At 65.1% G+C, this 17,950-nt stretch carries 17 protein-coding genes; 2 read left to right on the plus strand and 15 right to left on the minus strand.

The window, feature by feature from the left end:
• Positions 1-1,393, plus strand: a 1,393-nt coding sequence (lpdA, locus tag SY1_RS11250; RefSeq protein ID WP_208873829.1) for a dihydrolipoyl dehydrogenase, incomplete at its 5' end; no start/stop codon positions are given.
• Positions 1,394-1,500: 107 nt separating this feature from the next.
• On the opposite strand, the gene SY1_RS11255 is transcribed toward lpdA, so the two are convergent.
• The 5 genes from SY1_RS11255 to SY1_RS12870 form a co-directional block, all read right to left on the minus strand.
• Positions 1,501-1,755, minus strand: coding sequence for a hypothetical protein (locus tag SY1_RS11255; RefSeq protein WP_015557089.1), 255 nt, complete (start codon positions 1,753-1,755; stop codon positions 1,501-1,503).
• 43 nt (positions 1,756-1,798) lie between these two features.
• Positions 1,799-2,275 carry a GNAT family N-acetyltransferase gene (locus SY1_RS11260; RefSeq protein WP_208873830.1) on the minus strand — a complete coding sequence of 159 codons (477 nt, stop codon included), beginning with the start codon at positions 2,273-2,275 and terminating at the stop codon, positions 1,799-1,801.
• Between the two features lie 30 nt (positions 2,276-2,305).
• The gene (locus SY1_RS11265; RefSeq protein ID WP_015557090.1) at positions 2,306-3,601 is read right to left on the minus strand and encodes an adenylosuccinate synthase; all 1,296 of its coding nucleotides are present in this window, start codon (positions 3,599-3,601) and stop codon (positions 2,306-2,308) included.
• A gap of 93 nt (positions 3,602-3,694) precedes the next feature.
• Positions 3,695-4,927 (minus strand): S41 family peptidase, encoded by a 1,233-nt coding sequence (locus SY1_RS11270; protein WP_015557091.1) that lies wholly within the window; start codon positions 4,925-4,927, stop codon positions 3,695-3,697.
• A 134-nt stretch (positions 4,928-5,061) separates the two neighbouring features.
• Positions 5,062-5,304, minus strand: coding sequence for a murein hydrolase activator EnvC family protein (locus SY1_RS12870; RefSeq protein ID WP_423868980.1), 243 nt, complete (start codon positions 5,302-5,304; stop codon positions 5,062-5,064).
• A 387-nt stretch (positions 5,305-5,691) separates the two neighbouring features.
• Between SY1_RS12870 and SY1_RS12875 the strand changes: the two genes are divergently transcribed.
• Entirely contained in the window at positions 5,692-5,841 is a 150-nt protein-coding gene (locus SY1_RS12875) for a hypothetical protein (RefSeq protein WP_208873832.1), read from the plus strand.
• Positions 5,842-6,359: 518 nt separating this feature from the next.
• Here SY1_RS12875 and SY1_RS11285 read toward each other — a convergent pair.
• The 10 genes from SY1_RS11285 to SY1_RS11330 form a co-directional block, all read right to left on the minus strand.
• Positions 6,360-7,580: a murein hydrolase activator EnvC family protein gene (locus SY1_RS11285; protein ID WP_208873833.1), complete on the minus strand. Its 1,221-nt coding sequence runs from the start codon at positions 7,578-7,580 to the stop codon at positions 6,360-6,362.
• Between the two features lie 10 nt (positions 7,581-7,590).
• The gene (locus SY1_RS11290; protein ID WP_208873834.1) at positions 7,591-8,481 is read right to left on the minus strand and encodes a cell division protein FtsX; all 891 of its coding nucleotides are present in this window, start codon (positions 8,479-8,481) and stop codon (positions 7,591-7,593) included.
• Positions 8,468-9,163 (minus strand): cell division ATP-binding protein FtsE, encoded by a 696-nt coding sequence (locus SY1_RS11295; protein WP_208873835.1) that lies wholly within the window; start codon positions 9,161-9,163, stop codon positions 8,468-8,470. Before SY1_RS11295 ends, SY1_RS11290 begins: the two co-directional genes overlap by 14 nt.
• A gap of 50 nt (positions 9,164-9,213) precedes the next feature.
• Positions 9,214-10,134: a transketolase family protein gene (locus SY1_RS11300; protein WP_015557094.1), complete on the minus strand. Its 921-nt coding sequence runs from the start codon at positions 10,132-10,134 to the stop codon at positions 9,214-9,216.
• A gap of 6 nt (positions 10,135-10,140) precedes the next feature.
• A complete protein-coding gene (locus tag SY1_RS11305) occupies positions 10,141-10,947 on the minus strand; it encodes a Transketolase, N-terminal subunit (protein ID WP_015557095.1) in 807 nt (268 codons plus the stop codon).
• Positions 10,948-11,026: 79 nt separating this feature from the next.
• Positions 11,027-11,950 (minus strand): hypothetical protein, encoded by a 924-nt coding sequence (locus SY1_RS11310; RefSeq protein WP_208873836.1) that lies wholly within the window; start codon positions 11,948-11,950, stop codon positions 11,027-11,029.
• 239 nt (positions 11,951-12,189) lie between these two features.
• Complete coding sequence (gene clpB / locus SY1_RS11315; RefSeq protein WP_015557096.1) at positions 12,190-14,802, minus strand: ATP-dependent chaperone ClpB; 2,613 nt, start codon at positions 14,800-14,802, stop codon at positions 12,190-12,192.
• 308 nt (positions 14,803-15,110) lie between these two features.
• A complete protein-coding gene (gene dnaB, locus SY1_RS11320) occupies positions 15,111-16,445 on the minus strand; it encodes a replicative DNA helicase (protein ID WP_015557097.1) in 1,335 nt (444 codons plus the stop codon).
• A gap of 5 nt (positions 16,446-16,450) precedes the next feature.
• Positions 16,451-16,903 (minus strand): 50S ribosomal protein L9, encoded by a 453-nt coding sequence (rplI, locus tag SY1_RS11325; RefSeq protein ID WP_015557098.1) that lies wholly within the window; start codon positions 16,901-16,903, stop codon positions 16,451-16,453.
• Positions 16,904-16,998: 95 nt separating this feature from the next.
• On the minus strand, positions 16,999-17,913 hold the full coding sequence (locus tag SY1_RS11330; protein WP_208873837.1) for a DUF2232 domain-containing protein: 915 nt from the start codon (positions 17,911-17,913) through the stop codon (positions 16,999-17,001).
• Positions 17,914-17,950: the final 37 nt, after the last annotated feature.

The raw sequence follows: 17,950 nt of genomic DNA on the forward strand, positions 1-17,950 counted from the left end.
GGTCAACATGAGTTCAAAGCGCATCGTCATCATTGGGGCCGGCCCGGGGGGATACGTGGCCGCCATTCACGCGGCGCACCTCGGCGCCTCGGTCACCCTGATCGAGAAGAAGACCATCGGGGGCACCTGCCTCAACGTGGGCTGTATCCCGACCAAGGTGCTGCTGCACACGGCGGAGCTCCTCACGGAATTGAAGTCCGAGGCAAAGCGCATCGGGGTGCTCGTGGAGGGGACGCGGCTGGACTGGGACGCGCTGATGAAGCGAAAGACGCTGACCGTCTCCCGCCTCGTGAAGGGGACGCTGAGCCTCGTGCAGGGCAACGGCATCGAGTACATCGAGGGCGCCGCCGCCATCAGGGACCCCCACACCGTCGAAGTGAACGGCAGGGCCATCCAGGCCGACGCCATCGTGATCGCCACGGGGTCCGTGCCTGACGTCCCGGATGTACCGGGGTACGACCTCGAAGGGGTCATCACCAGCGACGAAGCCCTCTCGCTGCCCGCTCCCCCGGCCTCCATGGTCGTCTCCGGGGGCGGCATCATCGGCATGGAGTTCGCCGCAGCCTACGCCGCCTTCGGGACCAAGGTCACGGTCGCCGTCACCTCGCCGGAGATCCTGCGGAACCTGGACACGGACATCGCCCTCATCCTGCGGAAGAACCTGGAGAAGCGCGGGGTGAGCTTCCGCACGGGGGCCAGCATCACCAGGGTCACCCGGTCCGGAGAGGGGCTCAAGATCGAGCTCACGACGCCGGAGGGCCAGGCGGAGCTGGAAGCGGAGAAGCTCCTGGTGGCCAAGGGCCGCAAGCCCTACACGGAGGGCCTTGGCCTCGAAGCCCTGGGCATCGAGATGAAGCGGGGGCGCATCGTGACGGACGCCCACATGGAGACCAACGTCAAGGGGATCTATGCCATCGGCGACTGCGTGAACGCCTACATGCTGGCCCACGTGGCCTCCCGCGAGGGTGAGGTGGCTGTGGAGAACGTCATGGGGCACGCGGTGGACATGGACTACACGACGACGCCGGGCGCCATCTACACGTCGCCTGAGATCGCGACCGTGGGACTTTCGGAAAAGGACGCGGCGAAGCGCGGCCTCAAGGTCAAGGTGGGCAGTTTCCCGCTGATGCTGAACGGCAAGAGCATGATCACGGGGGACACCAGCGGCGTCATCAAGATCATCGCAGACGACGAGACGCGGCAGATCCTGGGCGTCGAGATGGTGGGCGGCCCGGCGACGGACATGATCGCGGAGGGGGCCCTGGCGCTCCACTTCAAGGCGACGCCTGAGGACCTTCTGAACACGATCCACGCACACCCCACCGTGGCGGAGGCCGTGGCGGAGGCCGCGGGGAACGTCTTCGCCCGAGGCATCCACACGCCGAAGGGATAACGCCGCGGGTCCCCGTCCGGCGGACAAAAGCGAGGGGAGCGCCTCGAGGCGCTCCCCTTCGTCGTGCCGCTCCCGCAGGGGCAGGAGAGGTATCTAAGCCATCGGGGTCACTCGTGCACCCGACGGATGGAGTAGACCTGCCGCATCCGATCCCGCCGCCGGAGGTCGCGCTGGCGGGTCCAGGCGGATTCGAGGGCGCGAACCACCGCGCCCCAATCTCGCGTCCACACCTCCGCCGCCTTGCTGGCGGGGGAGGCGCTGAGGGCCTCGTCCATGACCCTGGGGCGCTCCTGCAGCGTGAACCCCGTCCCGTCAAAGGCGACGGAGGACCCGTCGCTGAAGGGGATGTAAACCTTCATCATCAACGCTCCCTTCCGCAAAAGACCCCGAAGGCCGCCGCTGTCCTCAGCCCTTCCGCACCGCCAGGGGAAGCGGCGCGCTCATCACGATCGCGTCCTCTCCGTCGGAGTAGTAGCCGGGGCACGTCGTTTCCCTGCGAAAGGACATCCCCTCGTAGAGCGACAGGGCCGCCTCGTTGGACCTCCTGACGCGCAGACGGAGCCGCCCCAGGTTCAGGTACAGGGCGCAGTCCCCCACGGCGGCCAGAAGCTGAACCCCTATGCCGAGCCGGCGAAAGTCCGGGTGGACGAGGAGGGACATCAAAAGCCCCGCACGCCCCTCCCGTCCCAACACGGCGTACCCCAAAAGCTCCCGGGACGGGGCGGTCGAGAAGGCGCCGAGGTAACTGATCTCAGCCTCCGAGCCCTCCCGCAGGTCCCCCTCGACGATCGACTCGGGCCAGGGGGATCGGGACATGGCGTTCAGTGCGATGAGGGCAGGCAGGTCGCGAGGCCCGCAAAAACGAATTTCCGGGACGTACACGCCCTCCCGCCTCCTTAGAGCCTATCTGCGTCAGTCTCGCAGGAGCCCGCAGTTGATCGCCTGGTCGCGGTCCGCCCCCACCGCGATCAGGCCAACGGGGACGTTCAGCTCCTTCTCGATGTAGCGCACGTAGTCCTGGGCCGCCTGAGGAAGGGAGTCGATGGTCCGGCACCGGGCGATGTCGTCAGACCAGCCGGGCAGGGTTTCGTAGATGGGTTTGACCGCCTCGAGCACCCGCGTGCTGACCGGAAAGCGGTCCAGCCGCTCTCCCTCGTACTCGTAGGCGACACAGACCTTGATGGGCCCTATTCCGGTCAGCACGTCCAGCTTCGTCAGGGCGATGGTGTCCGCGCCGTTCAGGGCCATGGAGTACTTCAGCCCCACCAGGTCGAGCCAGCCGCAGCGGCGTGGCCTGCCGGTGGTGGCGCCGAACTCTCCGCCGTTCCTGCGCAGGGTCTCCCCCGCCTCCGTCAGGTCCTCCGTGGGCAGGGGCCCCTCCCCCACGCGCGTCGTGTAGGCCTTCGTCACCGCGATCACGCGATTCAGGTCGTGCGGGGAGAGCCCCGTCCCCGTGAAGGCGCCGGCCGCGGAGGTGGAGGAACTCGTGACGTAGGGATAGGTGCCGTGGTCGATATCCAGGAGGGCCGCCTGCGCCCCCTCCAGGAGGACGTGCTGGCCGTCGTCCACCGCCCTGCGGAGCAGCACGGCGACGTCGTCCACGTAGGGCGCCAGCGTCTTGCCCCATTGGCGCGCGGGTTCGTAGACCTCGTCGAAGGGAAGGGGTTTTTCGCCGTAGAGACGCGTCAGTATCTGGTTTTTTTCCTCAAGCAGCGGCGTCAGGCGATCGCGAAGGACGTCCGCGTCCAGCAGGTCCTCGATCCGGAGGCCGCAGCGCGAGTACTTGTCCACGTAGCACGGGCCGATCCCGCGTCCCGTCGTGCCGATCCTGCGCCCCTTGCCACGGGCCTTCTCCTGAGCCTGATCCAGTATCTTGTGGTAGGGCATCACGACATGGGCGCGGGGGCTGATGGCCAGACGGGCCCTGTCCTGCTGCTTCTCGCTGAGGTTCGCGATCTCCTTCAAGAACTGCTCCGGATCGATCACAAGGCCGTTGCCCAGGATGCAGAGCTTTCCCGGATAGAGCATCCCCGACGGCAGGAGGTGAAAGACCACCTTCTCGCCGTCTGCAATCACCGTGTGCCCCGCGTTCGCGCCGCCCTGATAGCGGACGAAGATGTCCACGTCCGCCCCAAGGAGATCGACGACCTTCCCCTTGCCCTCATCGCCCCACTGGGCGCCGACGAGCAGATCTACGTTATTCTTCATAATTATTCAGCACTGCCTCCTCAAAACGTCCGAACGGGGGCCTCGCAGGGAGGAAGGTCGCTTCCCCCCTGCCCCCGACGGGGACGTCCCGTGCTACTTCTTTTGCCTCTCCGGCCCGGACGGCGGCTGGAGCCGTTTTTTGACCTCGGCCGCCGCCCTCTGGAGCTGTGCGTCCTTCATCACGTCCCGATTCAGGTCTCCGCTGACCTCGACCTCCGGCGTAAGCCCCACGTGATCGATCACGCGCCCTGACGGCGTGTAGTACCGCGCGATCGTCACGTAGAGGCCCGAACCGTCCGTCAGGGGAAAGAGCGTCTGCACCGACCCCTTCCCAAAGCTCTTCTCCCCCACCAGCACGGCCCGTTTCCTGTCCGTCAGGGCCCCGGCAACGATCTCCGAGGCGCTGGCGCTTCCGCCGTTGATCAAAACCGCCATGGGCATGTCGGTGAGGAAGAGCGCCTCGTCGGCGAAGTACTTCTCGTTGGCCCGTTCGGCGCGCCCCCGCGTCTCCACCACCAGGCCGCCCTTCACGAACATGCTGACGATCTTCACCGAGGCATCCAGGAGGCCGCCGCCGTTGTTGCGCAGGTCCAGGATCAGCCCCTTCGCCCCCTGCCGCAGGATGTCCCGCAGGGCGTTCCGCGCCTCCTCGTCCGTCTTCTGCTTGAACTGAGTGAGCCGCAGGTAGCCCACGTCGTCCGAGAGCATCTGATAGCGCACGCTCTTGAGCTTGATGATCTCGCGGGTCACGTCGAACTTCAGGAGCTCGTCCTCTCCCTCGCGCCGCACCCAGAGCGTAACCTTCGTGTCGGGCGCGCCGCGCAGGCGCTGCACCACCTGCTCCGACGTCCAGCCGATGACGACCTCGTCGTCCACCTTCACGATCTGGTCCTTCGTCTTGAGGCCGACGCGCTCCGCCGGCGAGTCCTCCATGGGGCTGATGACCAGGATCTGTCCGTCGCGGGTCCCGATGTACATTCCAAGGCCGCCGTAGCGCCCTTCCATCTCGATTTCCTCGTCCTTCAGCTGGCCCGGGGAGACGTAGCGCGTATAGGGGTCCTTCCAGGCCTCCACCATGCCCTTCATGGCCCCCTGAAGGAGGTCCTCCTCGGAGGTCGGCTTCTCCTCCGCGTCCACCTGATACGTTTCGATGATCGCCCTGGCCTGTCGGAGAAGCCACAGGGATCGAACGCTGAACGGCGAGAGCTTGTCCAGATCCGAGACGTCTGCGGCCCCGGCGTGTCCTGCCGCGAAGGCGCCGGCGACCAAAAGGGCCAGGAGAAACCCCGCAGCGTTCACCCACGACCTGCCGATCTTCTGCTTCATCTTACAAACACCATCCTCAATAAACGTGCGCGAAACGGCGCGCCCCAGAAGTATACCGCAGCCGCGCAAAATATTACAGTCCGGCCCCTTGGCGGCTTCCCGGACGCAGGGCGTGCCCGCGCAAGGGAGGCGGGTTAAAACCGCCTCAGATAGCGCAGCGGGTCCTCCGCCCTGCCGCTGCGGCGCACCTCGAAGTGCAGCCCGTAATCCGTGTTGGCCCCGCTGTTTCCCACCTTCCCCAGAAGGCTCCCCGTCTTGACCGCGTCCCCTTCAGTGACCGAGACAGAGGCGAGGTGGGCGTAAACCGTGGAGAGCCCACGACCGTGATCGACGATGACCACCTGGCCGAACCCCCGGATCCAGCCGGTGAACAACACCTCCCCGGCCCTGCAGCCCTCACGGGGGCCCCTGAGGCGGCCCGGATGTCGATCCCGGAATTGAACACCTTCGTCTTAAAGACGGGGTGTACCCTGGACCCGAAGGCCATGGCGATGGGCCCCTGGAGCGGCCATTCCAGCACCGCCCCGTTCGCGAGGTAGGTGTACTGTTGGGGCTGTCGTTGCGGTTTCTGTGGCGCGGGCGCCCCCGGAGAGGCGGGTGGAGCTGGAGAAGGTGCGGGAGCTCTCTCCTCCCGTCGCCCCCGCGCCCCCTTCTCCTGCATCAGGGCGATGATCTTGTCCCCTATCGCCTGCTGTGCGCTCATGAGCTCCTGAGCCGCCGCCTTCGCCTTTTTCTGCTCTCCCTGAACGTTCTTCAGGAGCACGTTGGTCCGCTGGATCGTCGCGGCGAACTCGTCGCGCTTCTTCTTCAACTCCGTCTGCTGGCGCTGGACCTGCGCCCGGCTCTTCTCCAGCTTTTCCCTGGACTGTTCAAGCTCGTCCGCCTTCCTGGCAAGGGTCTCGACGACCTTCTGATCCTGATTGGCCAAACGCCGCAGCATGTAGGCCATGATCAGAGCCTCGTGGGTGCTCCGCGTCGCCAGGAGCACGTCCAGCCTCTCCTGGGAGCTGTACTTGTACATGTCCACGATCCTCGTTCGCAGCTTGATGAGGAGGTCCGCCAGGAGGTTGCTGGTCTCCGCGATGCTCAGGTTCAGCTGAGCCATGGAGCCCTGCAGCCTGCCGCTTTCCTTCTCCAGAAAATCCATGCGGGCCTGGGACTCCAGCGCGCTGCGGCGAAGGTTCATGAGGCGCCCCAGGATGCTTCGGGACTCCTTCATTTTGCTCAGGGCAAGCTCGTTGTAGTGTTCGATCTTCCTGCTCAGGCTCTCCCGCTCCCGCTCCCGGATCGCGATCATGTCGTCGAGGGCCGCGTCCTGCGGGGACGGCGCCGCCTGAGCCGCGGACCACAGGAACGACAGGAGGAGGACGGCGGCAGGGAAGTTTTTTTACCTTTCCACATCTTGATAGAAGGCCTCTAACCGCGCCAGCGCCTAGCGCCTCAAATAGTCCAGCGGGTTCTTCACCGTGCTGCCGATGCGCACCTCGAAGTGAAGGTGATACCCCGTCGCCGTCCCCGTCCTGCCCACCCTGCCCAGGGCCGATCCGGCCCTCAGCACCTGGCCCTCGCGGACCAAGGCCGAGGACAGGTGCGCGTAGACCGTCGAGTGGTTCCGGCCGTGATCCAGGATGACGACCTGGCCGTACCCCCTCAGCCAGCCCACGAAGAGGACTTCCCCCGCTGCTGCCGCCTTCACCGACGTGCCGGCCGGAGCCGCGATGTCGATGCCGGAATGAAAGTTCTTGGTCTTAAAGATGGGATGGATTCGCAGACCGAAGTTGCTGGAGATGGGGCCCCGAAGGGGCCAGTCGAACATGGAGCCGCGGCCCTGGCCCGCCAGGTAATCCACGCCGCTGCCCCTTCGCCGCCCGCCCCCCTGGACGCTGCGCTCCTGCTTGCGGCGCATCAACGCCAGGATCGTCTGGCCGACGGCTTTCTGGGCTTCCTCTGCCTCCCGCGAGGCCTTCTCGGCCAGCTTCTTCTGACGCTGGATCTGGCCGACGAAGGAGTTCGTGGCCAGGATCGTCTTGTGGTACTTCTCCTTCTGCTCCCTCAGCGCCTGGCTTTGCGCCTTCAGTTGAGCGCGGTGCTCGTCCATGGTCCTGCGCGAGAGGTCCAGGTTTTGATAGCGATATTGAAGCTGGGAGAGGAGCACCTCGTCGTGGCGGGCGATGAGCTGCATCATGTGTACGGCCTCGACGGCCTGAAAGACGTTTTCCGAGGAGAAAAAGAGGTTCATCTCCTCGGACGTTCCATACTTGTAGAGGTCCACGATCCTGTGCTGCATCCTGTCGGACAGCTCGTCGATCTTGACCTGCTCCCGCGTCATCTCGGCGTTCAGGATGGCGATGTTCTCATGGATCTTGTTCTGCTGCAGCTCCAGGACGGATATCTCCTGAGCGGCCAGGTTCTCGTCCTGCTCCAGCGCGTCGATACGTCCCAGGAGGCTGTCCACCTTGGCACCCATCTCCCGAATTTTTCGACGGTAGTCCTCGACGCGCTTGTCCAGCTCTCGGCGCCGCCTCTCCTCCGCGGCGATGCGCGTGTCGATGTTCTCGGCGGCGCTTCCCCGGGACGGGCACACAACGGGCGCCAGGAGCGGCAGCAAAAGGCCGAGGATCAGGACCCCCGCGAACTGCACTCTGCCTTTCAAGACGGCGCCCCTATTCCGGTCGGGTCTCGGCGTGCATGAAGCGCGCCACCACGATGTAGCTGCACACCCAACCCAGCGTCGCCCCGAAGCCGACGAGGAGGACGCAGAAGCGCGCGATCACGTAGGGGTCTGCCACCAGCCCCGACGTCAGAAAGGGCAGGTTGCGCTGAAGGATGGAGATGCCCGGCAGGTACGTCGAGACGATTCCTCCCACCGCGATCAGGGACCCCACGAGGGACAGAAGCGTGCCCTCCAGGACGAAGGGCGTCGCGATGTAGGCACGGGTCGCTCCCACCAGGTACATGATGCCGATCTCCTCCCGCCGGGAGTAGAGGGAGATGTGGATCGTGTTGTAGACGACCAGCGCGGTTATGACGATGGAGAGGACGAACATCATGAATGCCACGCGGGAGGAGACTCGGGAGAGGGCCTTGACCCTCTGGACGACCATCCCCGCATAGATGACGTCCTCGACCTCCGGCATGGCCATGAGCGTCCGAACCAGGGGCTCCACGTCGGAAGCGTTCTGGACCCGGATCTCGAAGTTCCACGGGATGGGGTTGTCTCCCAGGAGATCCAGGGCCCTCGACTGACTGCCCATCTTCTCCTGCAGTTTTGCGAGGGACTCCGCCGGGGAGTAGGCCTTCGTCGCCGCCACGGCCTCCAGTGCCTGAATTTTTCGCAAGACCTGCTCCACGTCGCTGCCCTTTCGGACGTAGGCCTGAATGACCAGCTCGCTTTCGAGGCGGGAGAGCAGGTTTTCGATGTTGAGGGAGAAGAGCGTCGTCATCCCAAGGATCCAGAGCATCACGGAGGCGGTGACGAGGGTGAGCATACCCAGGACCCAGTGGTTGACGATGAGGCGCCCCATGTCCCTCAAAATGTATCTAAAGGTTGTCATCGGCGAAGTATCCTCCCGACATCTCGTCGCGAATCAGCCTTCCGGCGTCGAGTTCAACGACCCTCTGACGGCAGGAATCCACGATGTACTGATTGTGCGTTGACATCACGACCGTCACCCCTCCGGCGTTGATGGCGAAGAGGACCTTCATCACGTCCGCTGCCGTGTTGAAATCCAGGTTGCCCGTCGGCTCGTCCGCGATAAAGAGCGAAGGGGAGTTGGCCAGCGCGCGCGCTATCGCCACGCGCTGCTGCTCCCCTCCCGACAGCTGAGCCGGCCGCATGAAACGGCGTCGCCAGAGCCCCACCTGTTCGATGACCTCGTTCGTTCGATAGGAGACGATCTTCGGCGGCACGGCCATGGCCTCCATCACGAAGGCGATGTTCTCGTAGACCGTCAGGTGCGGAATCAGCTTGAAATCCTGCGCCACCAGCCCCACGTCGCGCCTGTAATAGGGGATGTCCGCCTTTCGCATCTCCCGCAGGTTCACTTTGTTGACCCGAACCGAGCCGCGGGTCGGCAGAAGCTCCCGCGTGATGATCCTCAGGAGGGTGGACTTGCCCGATCCGGTAGCCCCGATGACGTAGACGAACTCCCCCTTGTTGATCTCGAGGTTGATATCTCTCAAGGCGACGATATCAGGCTCAAAGACCTTGCTCACCCCTGAAAAAGTGATCTTCAATATGGCGTTCCCCTTCGATAATCAGCTCATCGCAGGACGCGCCGGGCGCCCTATCCTACCCTGCGCCTGGCCCAGGCCTGCACCGCGGCGCTGACGACCTGAGTCGCCGTCAATCCGTAATAGTCCCTCAAGTTCTGCGTTGACCCGCTCTGCCCGAAGCCGCCGCTCGCCGTCACGGGCAGGACGGGCACCGGGTACTCCTGCGCGGCGAGGGCCGTCACGCTCTCAAAGAGCCCTCCCGCCAAAAAGTGCTCCTCCGCCACGACGCAGCACCCCGTCTTTTGGAGGGACGAGAGAATCGAGCGACCGGGCAGAGGGCTGACGCAGCAGCAGTCGATGACCTCGGCGTGCAGGCCCTGCTGCGCCAGAATGTCCGCGGCCTTCAGGGCCTCCTTCACCATGATACCACACGCGCAGATCGTGATGTCACCCCCCGGCCGCAGCGTTCGGGCCCCTGAAAAGCAGAGGGGCTCATGCCCCTCGCCCGAAGCGACGTCGCGTTCCTCCGCAAACCGGAGGAACGCAGGCCGGCGGCGGCGAAGGGCCTCCCGAAGCAGGGCGACCGAGGCGTCCCTGTCCGAGGGGACGAGAAGCGTTATCCCCGGCAGGAGGCGCATGAGGGCCACGTCCTCGAGCATTTGACGTGCCGCGCCCTCATAGCCCGCAGAGAAGCCGGAGTCGTACCCCACGATGCAGACCGGCAACGCGGTCAGGGCGATCGCAGAGCGAATCTGCTCATAGGCTCGGCCGAGGAGGAACGACGTCGCCCCGCTCAGGACGACCCTGCGGCCGCCATAGGCCATTCCCGCCGCCATCAGGACCAGCCCCTGTTCCCCAACGCCGGGGACGTAGGGACGCTGCCCGGCCCAAAGCGGCGGCGCACAGTCCCCCACAAGCGCCACGTCGGCGAACTCGCCGCCGTGCCCCAGGGCTTCCTCCACAAACGACCGGTAGACCTTCCGAAGCGTCATCAGAGCTCACGCCTTCATCCTGCTGATCAGCACGTCCGCCGCCTGACGGTCCAGAGGCCCCTCGTCGTCCATCAGGTCGTCGCTGACGTGCGGCAGCCCGCGACCGCGGACGGTTCGAGCCAGCAGGACACGCATCCCCTTCCCGCGGGACTCCGCCGTCAACTCGCCCCAGGCCGCGTTCAGGGCCTCCACGTCGTGGCCGTCCACACGGACGGCCTCGCAGCCCGCAACCGCGGAAAGCGCCCTCGCCGCATCGGCGTCTTCCCCGTCCGACTCGACGATGAGGATCAGGCCGGGGAGCGCCGCCTCCGCGGCGAGGGTCAGCGTCTCGTACACGGGTCCTGAGGCCAGCTCGTCCGCGCCGAGGAGGCAGACGACTCTGACCTCCGGCGCGGCGTCCCGCAGCGCCAGCGCAAGTCCCAGGGCAAGCCCCAGACCGATGCCACGCACCCCGCAGGACACGTCGATCCCCGGAGCGTGCCGAAACTCCGGGGCGGACTGCAACATGCCGCCCAGGCGCCGGTACTCCCACAGCTCCTCCCGCGGGAAAAAACCGTACTCCGCAAGCGTGGCGTACAGGGCGGGCGCGGCGGCGACGCGGCTCAGGACGAAGCGATCCCGCCCCTCGTCGAGGGGTGCTTCGGGGCAAACGCGCAGCACCCGGCCGTAGAGCCAGACCAGAAGGTCCACGCTGGACACGGCGGAAAAGAGGTAACCGTCGTGAAGCGCTCCCGGCATGCCGGCGATATCCCGACGCACGCAGAGAGCCCTCTCCTGAAGCGCCTCCGTCCCGCAACCCTCCCCCGGTTTCATTCGCTTCCTCCGCCACCGAGCTCGGTGAAGGTCCAAACGCCCCTAGAGCCCTGAATCGGGGCGTTCGGGAACGCGCTCTTCAAGGTCGGACGACCTGAGGCCGGCTCAAGGAGACGCCGCCGGGCCCTCTCATGTAGCGGGAGCGGTCCTCCAAAGCGCGATCGACATCGCGCTGCCCCCACAGGCCCAGCACCACCTCGCGGATGGGCAGCTTTCGGCGTTCCCTCAGCTCCGTCCAGAGGGCGGAGGGCAGAAACGCCCAGGTCAGGAACTCGCTTCGGGTGAGGCGGTCCAGGACGAGGTACCCTGCGCGCGGGTTGTACAGGAAGATCGGCGTAATTCGTTGCGACGCCATGTGCTTCAGGTCCCCCCGCGAAAAGGAGAGGGCCTCCAGCTCCTGGAGGTCCGATTCGGCGGGCAGGTTCAGGATGGAAAACCATATCCGGGCCCCGTTCTCCGGGTCGCCGAGCAGCTCAGGACCGGCTTTGAGCCAAGCCTTGAGGCGTGTGACGGCGTCGTACTCCCCACGCGCCATGGCAAAGCGAAGCGCCCAATACGCCTTTCGCAGGACCTCGTCGTCGTTCAGACAGAGGGCAAAGGCCGCCTCGTCCTGAAAGGGGAAGTCGTCGAAAAAGGCGGCGTGGTCCTTCATAAAACCCTTCAGGGTAAGGACCGTCGACACGTGGCTCCCCGGAGGGTCCATCTGGGCCAGCAGCTCCCCCCGCAGGAAGGTCACGGTGTCCTTCGGAAGGCTGATGAGCGCGGAAGCGTCCACGGGCAGCGTGAGCGCCTCGTTCTCGTAAAGCGACACGGCCGACATCCCCCCGCCCGGCTTTCCCCAGGACCAGGAGTCGCCGGCCCCTGCGGAGGGTACGCCCACCAGGCAGCGGTTGTGGGGCAAAAGCAACATCACGAAGGGACCCTCTGGGGGGGTGATTCCCTCCGGAGCGGATGCCTGCGGCAGCTTCGCCAGGGTTCCATTGGACATCAACTCAAAGATCAACCTGTTCCCCCCTCACGATTCGTCACGCCGCGCGCCCTCCGCAAAACGCAGGTCAAAACGCGCGTTGACAATCAAAGCATACCACAACCCCTCTACAAAAACACATCCAGTTTCATTCCGCGCAGGGAGGACGTCTCCCTGCGCGTGAAGGTCAGCCGGTAGGCCTTTCCCCATCCGAACGCGAAGCGGGCAGCGGCCGTTCATCGGTCTGGCCTGCTGCCCGCTCTTAACCCCACCCCTTATTTCTCCGCAAAGGAGAAGGTGAGCTCTCCGTCCTTCAGGCCGACGTCGACCTCGGAGTGGTCCCGGATACCTCCGGCGATGAGCGCCCGTGCCAGCTTCGTCTCCACGTTGTGCGTGATGTACCGCTTGAGCGGGCGCGCGCCGTAGACGGAATCGTACCCCGCCTCCCCGATGAAGTTCACCGCTTCGTCGCTGAAGTGCAGCGCGATCTGCCTGTCGGCCAGCCGTTCCTCCAGGTGTCCCAGGAGAAGCCGGACGATCTGACGGACCTCGTCGCGGGTCAGCGGCTTGAAGAAGACGATGTCGTCCACGCGGTTCAGGAATTCGGGACGGAAGGCCCCGCGCAGCGCATCCATCACTTTCCTCCTGGCGCTCTCCGATATCTTGCCGTCCGCCGTGATGCCCTCCAGCAGGGCGCTCGACCCGATGTTGCTGGTCATGATGATCACGGTGTTCTTGAAGTCCACCAAGCGGCCGTGACTGTCCGTGATGCGTCCGTCGTCCAGGACCTGCAGGAGGATGTTGAACACGTCCGGATGGGCCTTCTCGATCTCATCGAACAGGATGACGGAATAGGGACGCCGCCTCACGGCCTCCGTCAGCTGACCGCCCTCGTCGTACCCCACGTAGCCGGGGGGTGCCCCCACGAGGCGCGACACGGAGTGCTTTTCCATGTACTCGGACATGTCGATGCGGATGATGTTCTCCTCGCTGTCGAACAGCGCCTCCGCCAGGGTCTTGGCCAATTCCGTCTTGCCGACGCCGGTGGGCCCCAGGAAGATGAAGGAGCCTATGGGCCGGCGCGGGTCCCGGATGCCGCTTCGCGCGCGCAGCACGGCGTCCGCCACCAACTGAACGGCCTCGTCCTGTCCGACGACCCTCCGATGGAGGACCTCGTCCAGCTTCAGGAGCTTCTCGCGCTCCCCCTCCAGGAGCTTCGTCACGGGAATCCCCGTCCAGCGGCTGACGATATCCGCGATCTCGTCCTCCGTGACCTCCTCGCGCAGGAGGCTTCCGGGGGCGTTCTGCCCCTCCTTCTCCGCCTCGCGGGCCTTCAGCTCCTCCTCCAGCTTCTGCAGCTTGCCGTAGCGAAGCTCCGCCACCCGGTTGAGGTCGTACTGATGCTCGGCCCTCTCGATCTCGGCCTTCACCTCGTCGATCTGGCTGCGCAGCTGACGGATGCCCACGATGCTCTTCTTCTCCGCCTCATACTGGGCGCGGAGGGCGTCCGCTTCGGTGCGAGCCTCCTGCAACTCCTTCTGCAGCACCTTGAGGCGCTCCTGGGACGCCGCGTCCTGCTCTCGCTTCAGGGCCGTCTCCTCGATCTCAAGCTGCATCACGCGCCGGCTGGCCGCGTCCAGCTCCGACGGCAGGGAGTCGATCTCCGTCCGGATCATGGCGCAGGCCTCGTCCACCAGGTCGATGGCCTTGTCGGGCAAAAAGCGGTTCGTGATGTAGCGGTTCGAGAGGACCGCAGCCGCCACCAGCGCGTTGTCGCGGATGCGCACGCCGTGGTGGACCTGCAGCTTCTCGCGGATGCCGCGCAGGATGGAGATCGTGTCCTCCACGTCGGGCTGATCCACGGTCACGGGCTGGAACCGCCGCGCCAGGGCCGCGTCCTTCTCGATGTACTTGCGGTACTCATCGACGGTCGTCGCCCCGATGCAATGCAGCTCGCCCCGCGCCAGCATGGGCTTCAGCATGTTGCCCGCGTCCACGGCGCCCTCCGCCGCACCGGCCCCAACGATGGTGTGCAGCTCGTCGATGAACAGGACGATGCGCCCCTCGCTCTGCTTCACCTCGTTCAAGACGGCCTTCAACCGCTCCTCAAACTCGCCGCGGAACTTCGCCCCGGCAACCAGCGACCCCATGTCCAGGGCAAAGACCGTCCGGTCCTTCAGGCCCTCCGGCACGTCTCCGCGCACGATGCGCTGCGCCAGCCCCTCCACGATGGCCGTCTTGCCGACCCCCGGGTCGCCGATCAGCACGGGGTTGTTCTTCGTCTTACGGCTCAGGATACGGATAACGCGGCGGACCTCCTCGTCGCGCCCGATCACCGGGTCCAGTTTCCCCTCCCGCGCCGCGGCCACCAGGTCGCGCCCGTACTTGGCGAGGGCCTCGTAGGTGGCTTCGGGGTCCGCACTCTGCACCCGCTGAGAGCCGCGAACTTCCGTCAACGCCTTCAGGAAGCGGTCCTCCGTGATGCCCAGCCGATTCAGGATGCGCCCCAGGTTGGTGTTCGTCCCCTCGTCCAGCATCGCCAGGAACAGGTGCTCGACGGAGACGTACTCGTCCTTGAGCGCCTTCGCGCGCTCCTCCGCCGCGGCGAGGAGCCTGCTGAGCCGCGGGGTCACGTAGACCTTTCCCGGCTCCGCCCCGCTGCCCGATACGCGCGGCATACGGGCCACTTCGTCGGAGACGAGCTTCTCCAGCACCTTGGGGTCCACTTCCATGCGGCGAAGCATCCGAGGGATCAGCCCCTCCGCGTCCTGCAAGAGCGCCAGCAGAAGGTGCTCCACGTCCACCTGCTGGTGGCTGCGGGCCGCCGCAAGGTCCTGCGCCGCCGCTAAAGCGGACTGGCTCTTCGTCGTCAATTTATTGAAGTCCATGCCTATAACCTCCCCATGAAGGGTATATTCTTGATCTATCGTCCCTGGTCAAAGGCCCCGTAGGCCTCAATCCCTGACCAATAATGACCAAAATTATAGAGAAAGGTTTTATGCCCGCAATCGGTTATTTTTCGTAATCGGCCTTTCGAACCGACGACCGGGCGGCAGGTGCGGGGGCGCGTGCCTGCGGAGGCCGCCGGCCCCCTATGGCCTTATAGATGGGTGCAATCCCAAAAAACGCGGGGCGGGCGTCAGCGCGCGACACCTGCAAGGAAAAGGGGACCGTCCATCGACCGGTCCCCTTTTCCTTAACCCTTCCAGCTGCGAAAGCGCGTAATCTCCCTTTGAAAGACGAGGGTGATCGTGTCCGTCGGGCCGTTTCGGTTCTTTGCCAGGGTCAGCTGAGCCTCGCTGTCCACCCCAGGCTGGGTCTCCTCGTAGTAGTCCCTTCGATAGAGGAACATCACCGTGTCCGCGTCCTGCTCAATGGCTCCCGAATCCCGGAGGTCCGAGAGCATCGGCTTCTTGTCGGGGCGTTTTTCCGTCTCGCGCGACAGCTGGGAGAGGGCGATGACGGGGCAGGCCAACTCGCGGGCGACCCCTTTCAACATGCGGGAGATCTCGGAGACCTCCTGTTGGCGGTTGTCCGTCTGACGGCCGCCAAAGCTCATCAGCTGCAGGTAATCCACGATCACGAGCCCCAGGGTCGGGTAGCGGGACTTGAACCTGCGGCAGCGCGCCCGAAAATCCATCGTGGTCAGCATGGAGCTGTCGTCGATGAAGATGGGCCTCTGCGTCAGCACGCCGGCGGCATTCTGAAGCTCGTCCCAGTCCCCCCTGCTCATGGTCCCGGTGTTCATCGCCTGGAGGTCCACCTCGGACTGCGCCGCCAGCATACGCTGCACCAGCTGTTCCGCGGACATCTCAAGGCTGAAGATCAGGACGGCCGACCGGCTTCCGCCGCCCCCGAACTGCGCGATGTTGAGGGCGAAGGCCGTCTTTCCCATGGAGGGACGCGCGGCGATGATGTTCAGGCTTCCGGGCTGAAAACCGGCCGTCAAACGGTCCAGATCCGCAAAGCTGGACTCGAAGCCGCTGACGTCCGATCCGCTCTCCTGATAGCGCTGCTCGATGTTCTGAAACGTCCTGCCCAGAATGTCGCTGACGGGGCGGAAGTCGGCCCGATTGTTGCGCTGGGAGACCTCAAAGACGGCTCGCTCCGCCTCATCCACGATCATGGCGCTCTCCAGCTCGCTCGAATACGCCAGGCTGACGATCTTGCTCCCCGCGTCGATCAGCCGGCGACGGACGGACTTCTCCCGCACGATGCCCGCGTGGAAGGCGATGTTGGCCGTCGTCGGGACCTCCGCCACCAGGGCGGCGAGGAAGGGCTGTCCCCCCAGCTTGTCAAAGACGCCGCGCCGGGCCAGCTCATCCCCGATGGTGACAAGGTCCACGGGCCGGCTGGCGTTGAACATCTCCCCCATCACCTCGTAGGCGGCTCGGTGGTTGAGGTCGTAAAAATCCTCCGGCCTCAGGGTCTCCAGGGCGACCCCCAGGGCCTCGTGCTCGAGAAGGCACGCGCCCAGAACGGCCCGCTCCGCGTCCAGGTTCTGGGGCGGGACCCTGTCGTAAAGCTGCATTCGGTTCAGTCTTTCTGGGTGGTCACAGACAGCGTCATGTCCGCGTGGACGCCGGCGTGCAGCTTCAGCGCGAAGGGAAAACTGCCCGGCTGCTTGATGACGTCGTCCATTTTGATGTCGCGCTTGTCCACCGTCCGACCGTACTGCCGGCTCAGGGCCTCGGCCACCTGAGCCGTGGTGATGCTCCCAAAGAGCTTCCCATTCTCCCCCGCCTTCGCCTCGATCCTCACGGCCTTTCCCTGAAGCCCCTTCTTCGTCTCCTCAGCCTCCTGGAGCTGTTTCGCCTCCTTTTTCCTCTTGTTGGCCTGTTCCTCCTTCCACGCCGCCACCTTGCTGGGGGTCGCCTCGACGGCAAGCCCCCGCGGAAAGAGGAAGTTGCGGGCGTACCCGTCGCTGACGTTCACAAGCGCGCCGGCGCTGCCCACCTTATTGACGTCCGCCTTTAAAATCACCTGCATGAAAGATTCTCCCTTCAAAAAGCACAAAAGTCCCCGCGTCGGGAAAACACCGACCTAAGGCCGATCGGCGCTTCCCTGAAGGCATTACCCGCACCCTACGTCCTGCGGCGCGTCGCCCTGCTCCTGAAGTCGAAGACGATGTCGCCGATGCCCATGAGCACCTGCCACGGCCACGCCAGAGGGATCAGGAACAGGACGGCGGCCAACGTCCGAAGGACGGGGCCCACCCCTCGTCGCCCTATCCACCAGAAGGCCAGGGAAAGGCCCTCGACGAAAAAGAGGACGTTCAGGACCAGCTCCAGGTTGGCCGCAAACAGGGCACCTGCCCTCCAGTCGTCCAGCCCCCACAGGAGGTTGATGACGAAAGCGAGGAAAAACGCCGACAGCAGGGACTTTGGGAAACGCCATTCCGTAAAGGCGGGCAGGGCGGGCGGGCGGTGCGCCTGACCTCGCTGAAAATACCCGCACAGCTTGTAGTTGCAGAGCGCATCCAACCCCGCGTAGAGAAGGAGCATCGAGGGCGTCATGTAGGGCAGCAACGCAGCGGCCTGTCTCATATTTTCCTGCGTCGAGATCGTCTCTCGAAAACCGGACGAGAAGCCCGCGTACAGCCGCCCCATCATCTCCTCCACCTGTCCGGCGTCAGGGGCCAAAAAGTTGCGCCCCGTCAGCGCCCAGAGGAGGAAGAAGAAGAACAGCTTCTCTGTGACGGACACGAAGGTGCAGGCCAGAAGTGCCTCTCCTCCGCTCCAGCTCTTCCTTGAACTCGCGGCAAGGGCAGCGGAGAGGGGAGCCGAAGCGGTTACGAAGTACAGGGCGGAAGGGATCGACAGGAGGAGCGCCGTCAGCCCCCCCGTCAGGAGCACTCCCAGCCCCAACGACCTGCGCCCCTCCCGGCACCCCAGGAGGGCGAGCGGCAGTGGGGAGAAGAACAACCCCCAGAAGGTCACCGCCGGAACGTAGTCCTTCACCTTCAAGAGAAGGACCGTCAAAAGGGAAAAAAAGACCACACGGCCAAGGGTTCTTTGTTTAAAAACGCTCTCCGGC

It is taken from the genome of Fretibacterium fastidiosum, assembly GCF_000210715.1.
In the GTDB taxonomy this organism is placed as follows: Bacteria; Synergistota; Synergistia; order Synergistales; family Aminobacteriaceae; genus Fretibacterium; species Fretibacterium fastidiosum.

Bases quoted from the DNA above. Each gene is read 5' to 3' on its own strand.
- SY1_RS11255 (WP_015557089.1), bottom strand. From the start codon at position 1,755: ATGATGAAGGTTTACATCCCCTTCAGCGACGGGTCCTCCGTCGCCTTT.
- SY1_RS11265 (WP_015557090.1), bottom strand. From the start codon at position 3,601: ATGAAGAATAACGTAGATCTGCTCGTCGGCGCCCAGTGGGGCGATGAG.
- SY1_RS11270 (WP_015557091.1), bottom strand. From the start codon at position 4,927: ATGAAGCAGAAGATCGGCAGGTCGTGGGTGAACGCTGCGGGGTTTCTC.
- SY1_RS11290 (WP_208873834.1), bottom strand. From the start codon at position 8,481: ATGACAACCTTTAGATACATTTTGAGGGACATGGGGCGCCTCATCGTC.
- SY1_RS11300 (WP_015557094.1), bottom strand. From the start codon at position 10,134: ATGACGCTTCGGAAGGTCTACCGGTCGTTTGTGGAGGAAGCCCTGGGG.
- SY1_RS11305 (WP_015557095.1), bottom strand. From the start codon at position 10,947: ATGAAACCGGGGGAGGGTTGCGGGACGGAGGCGCTTCAGGAGAGGGCT.
- clpB (WP_015557096.1), bottom strand. From the start codon at position 14,802: ATGGACTTCAATAAATTGACGACGAAGAGCCAGTCCGCTTTAGCGGCG.
- dnaB (WP_015557097.1), bottom strand. From the start codon at position 16,445: ATGCAGCTTTACGACAGGGTCCCGCCCCAGAACCTGGACGCGGAGCGG.
- rplI (WP_015557098.1), bottom strand. From the start codon at position 16,903: ATGCAGGTGATTTTAAAGGCGGACGTCAATAAGGTGGGCAGCGCCGGC.